A 13,396-nucleotide genomic window follows, 5' to 3' on the forward strand; every position below is an offset into this window, starting at 1 on the left:
GCTCATCGCAGGACGGACGAACATGACGGCGACCCGCGGTGTCCCGCGAGGACGCTGGCTCGCGCCGCCTGTCATTCACTCGCGCAGCAGCGAAGGAGGCTTCCTCGTGATGGTTAGAGCTCGTTCTGAAGACCCGCGCACGGGCGAGATCGGGGCGTGGATCCTCGGCGTCCTGATGGGTCTATCGTCAACCACCGGCTGCTGGCCCGAGGGACGCGAGCCTCCGTGCTCGGGATGCGCAAGGCCCGGACCGTCTTCGTCGCTCGGGGGCGGCGGGGCTTCGTCGCTCGGGAACGGCGGCTCATCGTCGCTCGGGGGCGGCGGCTCATCGTCGCCGGTCACGCCCGGGAGCGGTAACTCGCCGCCGTCGGATCCGCCGGACGACGGCGCGACGCCCACGCCAGCCACTCCGCCGCCATCCCTCGGCTCGCTCCGAGGCGTCGCCGTCCCGGAGCCGCGCGACCTGTCCCGGTACGTCAAGAGCAGGGAGACGGCCGTAGCCCTCGGAAAGGCGCTGTTCTGGGACATGCAGGTCGGCAGCGACGGCGTGGCGTGCGCGACGTGCCACTTCCACGCCGGCGTCGACCACCGCAAGAGAAACCAGATCAACCCGGGTATCAACAACCAGGATCCCGAGCGGCGAGCGCGGTTCGAAGCCACGAGGTCGGACGGGAAGGGCGGACCAAACTACGCGCTCGTGGCAAGCGACTGGACTTTCCGCCGCGACTTCCCCGCGGATGCCGACGACGTCATCTCTTCACAGGGGGTGTTCCACGCTCGATTCAACGGCATCGTGCCCGAGAGCGAGAAGGACGACTGCACGCTGCTGCCGGACGTCTTCCAGGTGCAAGGGGTGAACGTGCGGCGCGTCGAGCCGCGACAGACGCCCACCGTCATCAACGCGGTGTTCAACTTCCGCAACTTCTGGGACGGACGCGCGAGCAACCATTTCAACGGAGTGAACCCGTTCGGCAGGCGAGATCCTGACGCCGCCGTCCACGCCATGCGCGACGGCGTCCTGGTCCGCGAGAGGGTCGACCTGGAGAACTCGAGCCTCGCATCTCAGGCCGTAGGCCCGCCGATCAACCCCTTCGAGATGTCGTGTGAGGGGAGGACGTACGTTGACGTCGCCGCGAAGCTCTTGCCGCGCAGGCCGCTCGCTGGCCAGATCGTGGACCCCACGGACAGCATCCTCGGCGAGCTCCGCGATTCGAGCGGAAAAGGGCTCGCTCCGTCCTATGGGGAGCTCGTCCAAGAGGCCTTCGTGGACGCGTACTGGCGGTCGGATCAGCGCGTCGGCGATCGGTCGCTCGTGGAAGCGAACTTCTCGCTCTTCTGGGGCCTCGCCATCCAGCTCTACGAGGCCACGCTCGTGTCCGACAACAGCCGGTTCGATCGCTTTGCCGACGGGGACAGCGCCGCCCTGAGCGACGAGGAGCGCGCGGGGCTCGCGATCTTCCAGGGCAAAGGCAGGTGCATCAACTGCCACCATGGTCCCGAGTTCACCAGCGCCGCCACCCGCCTGCAGCGCGAGGAGCAGGTGGGCGGTTTGATCTCGCGGATGCCGGTCGGGGACGGCGGCGCCGCGCTCTACGACAGGGGCTACTACAACATTGGCGTTCGGCCGACCGAGGAGGACATCGGCGTCGGAGGGGTCGACCCCTTCGGTCATCCGTTCTCGTTCGCGCGGCAAGGGAAGCAGCTCGCCGGGGGCGAGGGCGCCCCGGACGTATTCGGCATCGACCCGGCGTCGTTCGAGGTCGAACCAGGGGTGCCGATCGCGCGGCTCGAGCGCGATGCGGTCGATGGCGCCTTCAAGGTCCCGACGCTCCGGAACATCGAGCTGACGGGCCCCTATTTCCACAACGGAGGCGCGCTGACGCTGCGGCAAGTCGTCGAATTTTACAACCGTGGCGGCGGCCGGCGAGAACGGGAGGGCGGCGACACCACCGGGTTTGGGCCCAACGGGACGAACCTGGCTCCGAACATTCAGCCGCTCGGGCTGACGGAAGATGAGAAGAAGGCGCTCGTGGCGTTCCTGGCGACGCTCACGGACGAGCGGGTCCGGTTCGAGGAGGCGCCGTTCGATCACCCGCAGCTGTTCGTCGTCGACGGTCACTTCTGGAACGAATGGACCGTGGTGGATGACGGCACGGGGCGTGCTCGCGAGAAGATCAAGGAGATCCCGGCGGTCGGCGCCGCAGGGCGCAGGCCGAAGGACCTCCCTGGGCTTGCGCCTTTCAACCCGCTCTGAGCGCCCCGGCGGCGATCCCAACCTGGGTCGGGGCGATCCCAACCGGGCGATCCCAACCTGCGGGCGATCCCAACCTGGGTCGGGTCGCCCGGTCGCCCCCCCTGGGCGATCCCAACCCGGGTCGGGTCGCCCGGTCGCCCAACCTGGGTTGGGTTGCTGCGGCCGCAACCTGGGTGGGGTCGCCGCCCCCCCACCCCGGGTTGGGTTGCTGCGGCCGCAACCTGGGTGAGGCCGCCGGTTCCGCTTAACCTGGGTCGGGTCGCCTCAACCTGGGTCGGGTCCGCTCCAACCCGGGTTGGGTCCGCTCCGCTCAACCTGGGTCGGCTCAACCTGGGTCGGCTCCCCCCCTCAACCTTGCTCAACCTGGGTCGGGTCGCCTCAACCTGGGTCGGGTCGCCTCAACCTCGGTCGGCTCCCCCTGCCTTCCTCCGGAGCGCCGCGAGCCTCGACGGCCGCACCAGCAGCCCGCCCACCGTCTGATCCGCGACGAGCTCCGCGATCTGCTCCGGCCCGTAGCCCAGCGCCGCCGGATCGCTGGCCGCGAGCGGATGCACGCGCGCTCCTCCCTCGGGACGGCACCAGTTCTGCACGCTCTCGTCCTGCGCCAGCACCGTCAGCGCGCACAGGTAGGCGTCCACCTCGCGGAACCTCCCCTCCCCTATCCCGCGCCCCACCATCGCGGCCACGGCCTCGGTCAGCGCGCGCCGCTCGGCCCAGTACGTCGCGAACGCCGCCGGATCCCGCTCGCTGAACCGGTGGATCTCCGTGATCTCCAGCGGAAACCCGCACACCGTCTGCACGTCGAAGCGCACGAAGCGCCATAGCTGCACGTCCGCCGTCTCGCCGGTCGCCTCGAGGCTCCGCGCGTACGACAGCGGCAGCCGGTTCACCTGCTGCAGGATCTCCGCGACGATCAGCTCCTTGCGCCGGAACCAGTAGTACAGCGACGACTGCCGGAGCCCCGCCGCCTGCGCGACCTCCAGCATCGACACCTCGGCCACCCCCCGCTCGGCGAACAGCCGGCCCGCCACCTGCAGAATCTGCTCCCGCGGCGCGAGATCGCTCCGCTGCGGCGCCTTGCGTGGCCGGCCCATGCGGCGCGGGCTCCCCTCGGCCTTCTGCTCGCCTCCGGCGTTCCGCCCCCCTTCCGCCGGCTGCCTTCCTTCGGCGCTGTGCCTGCCGTCGGTCTTCGGAGGAGGAGCCATCTCTGTCTTCATCGTCATCGTCCGGGGTGGCCATCACGCAGCCGCGCGATCGCCGTCGCGCCCTCATGCCGCCTCGCCCTCCCGCGCGTCAATCGGCTCCGCGCTCGCCCCTCTGCGCCATCCGCTCTTCATCACCCAATCCACCACCCACACCGCCACCAAGAAAATTCACCGCTTCCGGGAAAAAGCGCTCGCGCCCTGCATTTTACCCTCACGAAACAGCCTGGAAACCCTGGCCCCGGATAGTCGACCCGTAGTTTCGATTGTCTATCGAAAGTGAGGCGGGCAATGTCTGAAACGGCCACAACGTACGCCGCGCGCGAGCACGCGCGCGCCCAGGAAGGCAGCGTCGTCGAGACGCAACCCACCGTGCCGAGCACGTCGATCGGCGATCCGCCGGCGGGCGTCGAAGCGCGCGACGTCCTCTGGGAGGAGACCCTCGGCGCCGGCGGTTACGCGGCGCGCACGCTCCCCGTCGGCAGCCGGCTCCGGCTCGTCGACCTCGAGGGCGACACCTGCGTCGCCCTCGTGCTCCACCGCGCGGACCGCCCCATCGAGCGGCTCTGCCTCCCCGACACCGTGAAGCTCCAGTGGCAGGCCTATCCCGGCCCGGGCTACCTGCTCCTCTCGGACATGGGGCGCGTCCTCGCCTCCCTCCTCGAGGACACCGCGGGCCGCCACGACACCTTCTGTGGCACCTCGCTCCCGGCCGAGATCGAGTCCCGCCATGGCAGCGACGCCCACGGCGGCGCCCTCCGCTCCGGCCGCGAGCGGCTCCTCCTCGCCCTCGCCAAGCACGGCCTCGCCGAGCGGGACCTGCCCACGGCCATCAACCTCTTCAAGGGCGTCCGCATCGAGGCCGACGGCGCCATCACCTTCCTGCCCGACTCCTCCCGGCCGGGCGCCCACGTGCTGCTCCGCGCCGAGCAGGACGTCCTCGTCAGCGTCGCCGTCGTGCCCCACCGCCTCGACCCGCGCCCGACCTACCGCGCCGGCAAGGTCCGCCTGACCGCATGGCGCGGCCGCCCCGCCGCCGACGACGACCCCGTGCGCAACGCCACGCCCGAGGCGCGCCGCGCCTTCGAGAACACCGCCGAGGAGCTCGCGCTCGGCCTCCGGGCAGGAGGCGCGCGATGAGCCCCGCCGCCACCCCCGGGAAGCTGGTCGCCGCCCTGCGCGACCCCGCCCTCGCCGGCCTGTCCGGCGCCCTCGTCTCCGACGAGATCGTCCCGGCGCGCGCGCCGTGGGCCAAGATCGTCCGCGCCGGCGAGATCCTCCGCGTCATCGACCTCGAGGGCAACCAGGCCGTCGACTTCCTCGCCTACGTCCTCGCCGACACCGCCGAGCGCTACAGCGCCGCCGACACGATCGCCGCCCAGCGCAACATCTTCCTCACCACCGGCGCGCGGCTCCGCTCCAACCGCGGCCGCGTGATGATGACCGTCACCGACGACACCTGCGGGCGCCACGACACCTCGGGCGGCGCCTGCTCGTGCGAGTCGAACACCGTCCGCTACGGCCACCACACCAAGCACCAGCACGCCTGCGTCGAGAACTTCCTCCTCGCCGCCGCGCCCTACGGCCTCGGAAAGCGCGACCTCGTCGGCAACATCAACTGGTTCATGAACGTGCCCGTCGAGGCCGACGGCACCCTCGGCATCGTCGACGGCCTCTCCGCGCCCGGCAAACACGTCGATCTCCGGGCCGAGCTCGACCTGCTGCTGCTCGTCTCGAACTGCCCGCAGATCAACAACCCCTGCAACGCGTTCAACCCGACGCCGATCCGCGCGGTGGTGGTGCGGCCATGAGCGCCATGGCCCCGCCCTTCCGCCGCGTCCTCGTCGCCAACCGCGGCGAGATCGCGTGCCGGATCCTCCGCACCCTGAAGCGCCTCGGCGTCGCGTCGGTCGCCGTGTTCTCCGACGCCGACCGCGCCGCCCTCCACGTGCGGCTCGCCGACCAGGCCGTCCGCCTCGGCGGCCAGACCCCCGCCGAGAGCTATCTCCGCGTCGACGCCGTGCTCGACGCCGCCCGCCGCGCCGGCGCCGACGCGATCCACCCAGGTTACGGTTTCCTGAGCGAATCCGATGACTTCGCGCGCGCCGTCGAGGACGCGGGCATCGTCTTCATCGGCCCGACGCCGGGCCAGATGGAGGCCTTCGGGAGCAAGCACCGCGCGCGGGAGATCGCCGTCGAGGCGGGCGTGCCGCTCCTGCCGGGCACCGGCGTGCTCCGGGACGCGGACCACGCCGCCGCCGAGGCCGCGGCCATCGGCTACCCCGTGCTGCTCAAGGCGAGCGCCGGGGGCGGCGGCATCGGCATGGCCCGCTGCGACGGGCCGGCGGAGCTCCCGGCCGCGTTCGAGCGGGTCCAGCGCCTCGCCCGCTCGAACTTCGGCTCGGGCGAGGTGTTCCTCGAGCGCTTCCTCGCCGCGCCCCGGCACGTCGAGGTCCAGATCGCCGGCGACGGCCGCGGGAACGTGCTCGTCCTCGGCGATCGCGACTGCTCGGTCCAGCGCCGCAACCAGAAGGTCCTCGAGGAGGCGCCCGCGCCCGACCTGCCGCCGCGGCTGCGCTCCGCCCTCGCGGAGTCGGCCCGCGCCCTCGCCGCGAAGGTCGCCTACCGCAACGTGGGTACGGTCGAGTTCCTCGTCGATCCCGCCCGCGCCGAGCACTACTTCCTCGAGGTCAACACGCGCCTCCAGGTCGAGCACGGCGTGACCGAGCTCTGCGCCGGCGTCGACCTCGTGGAGTGGATGCTGCGCATCGCCGCGGGCGACACCGCGTTCTTCGCCGGCGGCGACCCGGCGCTCCGCGGCCACGCGATCGAGGCCCGCCTCTATGCCGAGGACCCGGCGCGGGGCTTCCTGCCGAGCGCGGGCCTCCTCACCGAGGTTCGCATCCCCGAGGGCGGGGGCGTGCGGGTCGACGGGTGGGTCGAGACCGGCACCGAGGTCTCCGCGCTCTACGATCCGCTGCTGGCCAAGCTCCTCGTGCACGGCGCGGACCGGGCCGCGGCCGTCGCGGCGCTGCGCGGCGCCGTCGAGGAGACCCGGATCGGCGGGATCGAGACGAACCGCGAGTGGGTCGCGGTCGCGCTCGATCACCCCGATTTCCGCGGGGTCCGGCACCACACGGGCACGTTCGCGTCGCTGCCGTTCCGCCCGCCGACGATCGAGGTGACGGCCTCGCCGGGCGCGGTGACCGTGCAGGACTGGCCCGGGCGCCTCGGCCTGTGGTCGGTCGGCGTCCCGCCGAGCGGGCCGATGGACGACCTGTCGTTCCGGCTCGGCAACCGCGTCGTGGGCAACCTCGGTGGCGCCGCGGGGCTCGAGTGCGAGGTGCACGGGCCCACGCTGGTCTTCCACCGGCGCGCCGTCGTCTGCGCCGCGGGCGCCGCGATGCGCGTGCTCGTCAACGGCACCGAGGTTGCGCCGTGGACGCCGGTCGAGGTCGCGCCGGGCGCCACCGTGGCCTGCGGGCCGGTGCGGGGGCCGGGCGCGCGCGCCTACCTGCTCGTCCGCGGCGGCATCGACGTGCCGGCGCACCTCGGCAGCCGCGCCACGTTCACCCTCGGCGGCTTCGGCGGCCACGCCGGCAGGCCGCTCCGCCCCGGCGACGTGCTGCGCCTCGGCGAGGAGGTCGACCCCTCCCTCGACCCCGGCGCGCTGCCGCCCGAGGCCCGGCCGGAGATCGGCAGGTCCTGGGAGCTCGCCGTGCTCGACGGGCCGCACGGAGCGCCGGACTTCCTCACGCGCGACGGGATCGAGCAATTCTACGAGGCCGAGTGGGAGGTCCACTACCACTCGGCCCGCACCGGCGTCCGCCTCGTCGGGCCCGCGCCGAAATGGGCGCGCACCGACGGCGGCGAGGCCGGGCTGCACCCCTCGAACCTCCACGACAACGCCTACGGGATCGGCGCTGTCGACCTCACCGGCGACATGCCCGTCATCCTCGGCCCCGACGGCCCGAGCCTGGGCGGGTTCGTGTGTCCGCTCACGGTCGCCGCGGCTGAGCGGTGGAAGCTCGGCCAGCTGAGCGCCGGGGACAAGGTCCGGTTCCGGTCGATCGTGCCCGCGGAGGCCGACGCGCTGGCGCAGCGGAGCGACGCCCTCGTGGCCCTGCGCGACGGAGCCACGAAGGAGGCGCCCGCGCCACTCGCGGCCGGGGCGAACGGCGCAACCCCGGTCGCGGCGAGGGCCACGCCAGTCGCGGCGAGGGCCGCTCTGGCGCCCACGACGAACGGCGCAACCCCGGTCGCGGCGACGAACGGCGCAACCCCGGTCGCGGCGACGAACGGCGCAACCCCGGTCGCGGCGAGGACTGCGCTGGCGCCCGCGCCGCTCGCGGCGGCCGCGACGCCGACCGCGCCGAGAAGGCCGCGCGGCGAGCCCGTGCTGGGGCGCGTGCCGGCGCGCGACGACCGCCCCGCGGTGGTCTTCCGCCAGAGCGGCGACCGCTACGTGCTCGTCGAGTTCGGCCCGCCGGTGCTCGACATCGACCTGCGCGTGCGCGCGCACCTGCTCATGGAGCGGCTCGAGGAGCTCCGCCTACCCGGCGTCGTCGACCTGACGCCCGGGATCCGCTCCCTCCAGGTGCACGTCGACGGCGCGCGCCTCACCGTGGCCAAGGCCCTCGACCTGCTCCGCGAGGTCGAGGCCGACCTGCCCGCCCAGGCCGAGGTCCGGATCCCGAGCCGCGTCGTCCACATGCCCCTCAGCTGGGACGACCCGGCGACGCGCGAGGCGATCGAGCGCTACATGCGCGCGGTCCGCGACGACGCGCCCTGGTGCCCGAGCAACCTGGAGTTCATCCGCCGGGTCAACGGGCTGCCGGACATCGCGGCGGTCCAGGAGATCTTCCTCGCGGCGAGCTACCTCGTGCTCGGCCTGGGCGACGTGTACCTCGGCGCGCCGGTCGCGACGCCGCTCGATCCGCGCCACCGGATGGTCACCACCAAGTACAACCCGGCGCGCACGTGGACGCCCGAGAACGCCGTCGGCATCGGCGGCGCGTACCTGTGCATCTACGGCATGGAGGGGCCGGGCGGGTACCAGTTCCTCGGCCGCACGGTGCCGGTCTGGAGCCGCCACCGGCCGTTCCGGCAGACGACGCGCGAGCGGCCCTGGCTCCTGCGCTTCTTCGACCAGCTCCGCTTCCACCTCGTGTCGGCGGAGGAGCTGCTCGATCTCCGCGCCGACATGGTGGCCGGGCGCGGCGAGGTGCGCATCGAGGAGACCACGTTCGACCTGGGCGAGCACCACCGCTTCCTTGCCGACAACGCCGGGTCCATCCGCGCGGCGCAGGCGCGGCAGCGGGCGGCGTTCGACGCCGAGCGCGCCCGCTGGGAGGCGGACGGCGAGTTCGACCGCGTGCGCCGCGCGGGCGCCCGGATCGAGGGCGCGCCGACCGCCGCCGAGGACGCCCTCCCCGCCGGGGTGCTGCCGGTGACGGCGCCGCTCACCGCGTGCGTGTGGAAGGTCGACGTGGCCGAAGGGCAGCGCGTCGAGGCGGGCCAGCGCTTGGCCGTGCTCGAGGCGATGAAGATGGAGTTCCCCGTGGTGGCCGACGTGGCCGGAGCCGTCGGCTGGATCGGCTGCCGCCCGGGCCAGATGGTCAGCGCGGGCCAGCCGCTCGTGGGGGTGTCGGCCGATGCGTGACCCCATCTCGACCGCCGCGCCGGCGTCGGCGCTCGTCGCGGAGGACCGCGGCGACGCCGAGGACCTCGCCCGCCTCGGCTACCGCCAGGAGCTCCGGCGGGACCTGGGCAGCCTGTCCGCCTTCGCCGCGGGCTTCTCGTACGTCTCGATCCTCACGACGGTCTTCCAGCTCTTCGTGATCGGGTACGCCTTCGGCGGGACCCGGTTCTTCTGGACGTGGCCGGTCGTCTTCCTCGGCCAGCTCGCCGTCGCGCTCAACCTCGCCGAGATGGGCTCGCGCTACCCGGTCGCCGGCTCGGTGTACCCGTGGGGCCGCCGCGTCTGGGGCGGCGCGCCGGGGTGGCTCGCGGGCTGGCTGAAGCTCGTCGGCGACGTCGTGAGCGTCGCCGCGGCGGCCATCGCGCTGCAGGCGATCTTGCCGAGCGTTTGGAGCGGGTTCCAGCTCCTTGGAGGCAACCCGTCGCTCACCTCGCGCGACGGCGCCGCGAACGCCGTGCTGCTCGGCGCGGGGCTCATCGTGCTGACGACGGCGATCAACATGGCCGGGGTGAAGGTGATGGCCTGGGTCAACGACGTCGGCGTGATGGCGGAGCTCGGCGGCGTCGCGCTGCTGCTCGTGGCGCTCTTCCTGAGCGCGGTGCGCGGCCCGGGCGTGGTGCTGGAACCCATCTACGGGCCGCCGTCGTCGCTGGGCACGGGGGTGGCGGGCCTGCTCGCGGCCGCGCTGATGCCGGCGTACGTGCTGTACGGCTTCGACTCGGCCGGCTCGCTGGCCGAGGAGACCCAGAACCCCCGGAGGATCGTGCCAAGGGCGATCCTGAAGGCCGTCGTGGCCTCCGGGGTGGGCGGCGCGCTGCTCCTCGTCGCGGCGCTGATGGCCGCGCCGAGCCTGACCGACGGCCGCCTCGCCACGGAGGGCCTCGCCTACGTGGTCGTCGGCGCGCTCGGCCCGGCGCTGGGCAAGGTCTTCCTCGTCGACGTGGCGCTGGCCGTGTGCGTCTGCACGCTGGCGATCCAGACCGGCGCCTCGCGCCTGGCCTTCTCGATGGCGCGGGACGGCGCGCTGCCGTGCGCGCCGGCGCTGTCGCGCGTCTCGCCGCGCACGAAGACGCCCGTCGCCCCGGCGATCGTCGTCGGCGCGCTCGCGTGCGGCATGCTCGTCGTGAACTACGGCGAGGCGCAGCTGTTCGTGCTCATCACGGAGACGGCCGTGCTCCTCGTGAACCTCTCGTACCTGGTCGTGACGGCGGGGATGCTCCTCCGCCGGCTGCGCGGGTGGCCGGGCCTCGCCGGGGCGCCGGCCGGGGTGTTCTCCCTCGGCCGGGCCGGGCTCGCGCTGAACGCCGCGGCCGTGGCCTGGGGGGTCGCGCTCATCGCGAACATCGCCTGGCCGCGACACGACGGCGCCGAGGCGACGTGGATGGAGTACTTCCCGGTGATCGGGGTCGCCGGCACGGTCGTCGTCGGGCTCGGGGTGTTCGTGGCGACGCAGCGGCCGGGAGGAGAGCGGGTTGCCATCGGCCAGCCCGGGGAGCGCTCCGCCTCGCTGACCTCCTGAGGCGGGCTGTTCCGGCGGCGAGCTCGAGCGGACCTGAGCGGAGGCCGCCGGAACAGCCGAAAGGGGCGCGAGCCGGGCGCCCCGCTCACGAGAGCGGGACGCGGATCAGTTCTCGAATCGAACGTTGTCCATGTAGTAGGGACCGGAGTTGGGGGACACGGTGAGTTTGAACTTCAGCTTCACGTCGCTCGGCCCTGCGTTGAGCGCGCTCAGGATGTTCGCCGGGAGCTGATCGAACGCGACGGTGTTGAATGCGCCCCGGGTGAGGGTGTCGAGCTCGCCCCCCCCGACCGACTGCTGGGAGATGCCGGCGGACGGGATCTCGATCAGCACCTCGAGGTAGCCGTCGAAGGCCGGGTCCGGCAGGGCGGGCATGAAGAGCTCGAGCTTGATCTTGTTCCCAACCGGCGTGAGGCCCGCGGTGCTGAAGCTCGGGCTGATGATCTCGGTGACCCAGACCGAGTTCTTGATCTCCAGCGACGAGATGCCCTCCCTCACTCGGCCCGTGTGGAGCGGGAGCTGGATCTGCGGCGAGGTCCACGCGCCCGGCGTCTCGAACCCGAGGATCGGGTTGTTGAGCAGGTACTCGGTCATCACCTGCTGGCGGAACGGGAGGAACACGTTGATGAGGGCCGGCGAGATGATGAAGCGCTGCGGACCGCTCGGGTTGCTCGAGTCGACAGGCTCCTTCTCCTCGGAGGTGTGGGTGAAGCCCAGCGTATTGGGAAACGGAGCGGACAGGCCGACATCGAAGTTGCTCGACGCGGCGCCATCGCGGTCCTGCGGCTCGTGGCACCCCGAGCACGCGAGGGTCTGCGCGCGCCCGACGATCTGGTCCGCGGACAGGTTGCCGGGCGTGCCGGACAGGTCGCTGCCCAGGGCGGCCAGCCGGTCCTCGATGTTGGTCCGGAGGGTCGACGTCCCGGTGCCGAGCGCGTTCAAGTAGTTGTTCTGGAGGGGGATCATCAGGCTCTCGCCCCCGTTGTAATTGGCGGTCATGGGAAACTTGTAAGCGAAGCGGTTGACATCGTCGGCAGCGGCGAGCCGCTCCACCATGAGCGGGAAGAGGGTGTCCTGGAAGCTCTCGACGCGCCAGTCGCTCGATGCCGCAGGCGAGAAGAGCCTCGCGGCCGGGTTGTCCTTGACGAAGGACGGGTCGATCTTCAGCGAGGGGCTGCCGCTCGTGCCGTGGATGAGCCTGAACTCACGGAGCGACCAGGCGTCCAGCACCGGCGTCGGGCCGAGCAGGAACTCGTTGGTTCGGATCTGGCCGCGGTCGGGCCCCGCAGCGTGGCCGTAATGGTCGATGTGGAAGACCGGCTCGAACCCGAACCCGGGCAGGCCTATGAAGTAGAAGCTCACGAGCTCGTTCCTCCGCGTCGTCACGCTCTTCGCGGGATCCGACTGGTCCCGCCAGAACTCGGCGACCGGGCGGCAAGCTTCCCGGCCGAGGCTCGGGTTCGGGTTGGGCAGCCGGGCCTCGAAGATGATGAAGTTCCGCTGGAAGCCGTTGTCCTGGGGGTGGCCGCCGCGCCTCGCGAAGACGATCCGGTACTCCCCGCAATTGGAGCCGTCCGGCGGGGCGAGGTCGAAGCGGTTCGAGAGGGTCGTGGCCATGTACGCGCTGTCGGCGTTCGGATCCTCGAAAGGATCGCTCACGGCTTCGTCCCCCACAGCGCGCGGGCAGAGGACCGGCCACCCGTTGATCGAGCCGGTGGGTTGCTCGCCCGGGGCCGTGGAGTCCGGGGGGTAGATATCGGCGGTATTGACCGGCACATCATCGCAGTGCGGGACGGCGGGGAAGATCCCGGTCGCGTCTGTCCGGTAGGTGTCCATGAACTGACGGAACAGCGTGAGGGGCGTCAGGCCCGTGACGCCCGACTGGTTGATCAGCTGCTGCAGTACCGCCTGCAGCGAGAAGCCGGACACGATGTCGACGTCCGTGACGATGAGCGACTTCCGCGGATCGATCGGGAACGGCAGCGTGAGCTGCTGGGCGGCCTCGGCGGTCTCGCTCGCCGCGAGATCGCCCAGCTCGCCGGGCTCCGCCACCCTGCCGTCCTCCGGCCCGAAGTCCGAGCACGCAGCGGGAAGGAGCGCGAGCGCGGCGAGCGCGGCGTTTCGCGTCGTCCGCCACGCCCGGGCAGAGCCAAGACCAGACCATGAGCGCATCGAAAACCTCGAACTCGAATGCTTGGACAACATGAGACCTCCTGAAAACGATCACGGCGACGAGCCATGCCCTCGGGGGACGCTCGCGGACGAAGAGAGACGGAGTCCAGGCGAACGCGGGAGACCGCCGCACCCTGCTTGATGAGCAGCTCAAGCGCGCAGGCCCATCTCTGAGCGCGCGTCGTCGCTGCCCGCGCCGTCATGACAGCATGGCATCAACGACTCATCGAGTTGACGCTCCTGCGACTGCCTGCGCCCGCCGGCCTCTCCGGCGATGAGCCAGAATCGAGCGCAATCGGCATGTTAATACTTTTTACACCCACGGCAAGCACAACAACATTTTCGATCGATCCTGTTTCGTGGGTCGTCGCCGCGAAGCCGCTTTGTTCAGCGCTCATCTCACAACAAGGATAACGCCAGCGCACGGCGCCGCGCCGGCGCGGACGGGCAACCCGGGCCGACGGGCGCCGTGCGCTAACACTACTGTGGGAAGTTGCCCCGGAGCGGCAGAAAAACCGCCATCGCGCCAAGGGGAGAGAGGACGCGCC

General features: G+C 71.9%; 7 protein-coding genes. 5 read left to right on the top strand and 2 right to left on the bottom strand.

The window, feature by feature from the left end:
- Positions 1-109: 109 nt before the first annotated feature.
- On the top strand, positions 110-2,254 hold the full coding sequence (locus tag WMF12_RS25850) for a cytochrome-c peroxidase (protein ID WP_437873893.1): 2,145 nt from the start codon (positions 110-112) through the stop codon (positions 2,252-2,254).
- Positions 2,255-2,652: 398 nt separating this feature from the next.
- On the opposite strand, the gene WMF12_RS25855 is transcribed toward WMF12_RS25850, so the two are convergent.
- The gene (locus WMF12_RS25855) at positions 2,653-3,471 is read right to left on the bottom strand and encodes a TetR/AcrR family transcriptional regulator (RefSeq protein ID WP_437849858.1); all 819 of its coding nucleotides are present in this window, start codon (positions 3,469-3,471) and stop codon (positions 2,653-2,655) included.
- Positions 3,472-3,747: 276 nt separating this feature from the next.
- Here WMF12_RS25855 and WMF12_RS25860 point away from each other — a divergent pair, with 276 nt between their 5' ends.
- Genes WMF12_RS25860 through WMF12_RS25875 form a run of 4 tightly spaced genes read left to right on the top strand, consistent with a single transcriptional unit; the run spans position 3,748 to position 10,676 of the window.
- The gene (locus WMF12_RS25860) at positions 3,748-4,596 is read left to right on the top strand and encodes an urea amidolyase associated protein UAAP1 (protein ID WP_437849860.1); all 849 of its coding nucleotides are present in this window, start codon (positions 3,748-3,750) and stop codon (positions 4,594-4,596) included.
- The gene (locus tag WMF12_RS25865) at positions 4,593-5,267 is read left to right on the top strand and encodes an urea amidolyase associated protein UAAP2 (RefSeq protein ID WP_437849861.1); all 675 of its coding nucleotides are present in this window, start codon (positions 4,593-4,595) and stop codon (positions 5,265-5,267) included. Before WMF12_RS25860 ends, WMF12_RS25865 begins: the two co-directional genes overlap by 4 nt.
- Positions 5,264-9,118: a 5-oxoprolinase/urea amidolyase family protein gene (locus WMF12_RS25870; RefSeq protein ID WP_437849863.1), complete on the top strand. Its 3,855-nt coding sequence runs from the start codon at positions 5,264-5,266 to the stop codon at positions 9,116-9,118. Before WMF12_RS25865 ends, WMF12_RS25870 begins: the two co-directional genes overlap by 4 nt.
- Positions 9,111-10,676 (top strand): APC family permease, encoded by a 1,566-nt coding sequence (locus WMF12_RS25875; RefSeq protein ID WP_437849865.1) that lies wholly within the window; start codon positions 9,111-9,113, stop codon positions 10,674-10,676. Before WMF12_RS25870 ends, WMF12_RS25875 begins: the two co-directional genes overlap by 8 nt.
- Before the next feature lie 105 nt (positions 10,677-10,781).
- Here the strand turns inward: WMF12_RS25875 and WMF12_RS25880 are convergent, their stop codons facing one another.
- Positions 10,782-12,848, bottom strand: a complete 2,067-nt coding sequence (locus tag WMF12_RS25880) for a hypothetical protein (protein WP_437849867.1) — start codon at positions 12,846-12,848, stop codon at positions 10,782-10,784.
- Positions 12,849-13,396: the final 548 nt, after the last annotated feature.

The organism is Sorangium sp. So ce363 (assembly GCF_051520435.1).
Taxonomy (GTDB): Bacteria; Myxococcota_A; Polyangia; order Polyangiales; family Polyangiaceae; genus Sorangium; species Sorangium cellulosum_B.

Bases quoted from the DNA above. Each gene is read 5' to 3' on its own strand.
- WMF12_RS25875 (WP_437849865.1), top strand. From the start codon at position 9,111: ATGCGTGACCCCATCTCGACCGCCGCGCCGGCGTCGGCGCTCGTCGCG.
- WMF12_RS25870 (WP_437849863.1), top strand. From the start codon at position 5,264: ATGAGCGCCATGGCCCCGCCCTTCCGCCGCGTCCTCGTCGCCAACCGC.
- WMF12_RS25855 (WP_437849858.1), bottom strand. From the start codon at position 3,471: ATGAAGACAGAGATGGCTCCTCCTCCGAAGACCGACGGCAGGCACAGC.
- WMF12_RS25865 (WP_437849861.1), top strand. From the start codon at position 4,593: ATGAGCCCCGCCGCCACCCCCGGGAAGCTGGTCGCCGCCCTGCGCGAC.
- WMF12_RS25880 (WP_437849867.1), bottom strand. From the start codon at position 12,848: ATGCGCTCATGGTCTGGTCTTGGCTCTGCCCGGGCGTGGCGGACGACG.
- WMF12_RS25850 (WP_437873893.1), top strand. From the start codon at position 110: ATGGTTAGAGCTCGTTCTGAAGACCCGCGCACGGGCGAGATCGGGGCG.
- WMF12_RS25860 (WP_437849860.1), top strand. From the start codon at position 3,748: ATGTCTGAAACGGCCACAACGTACGCCGCGCGCGAGCACGCGCGCGCC.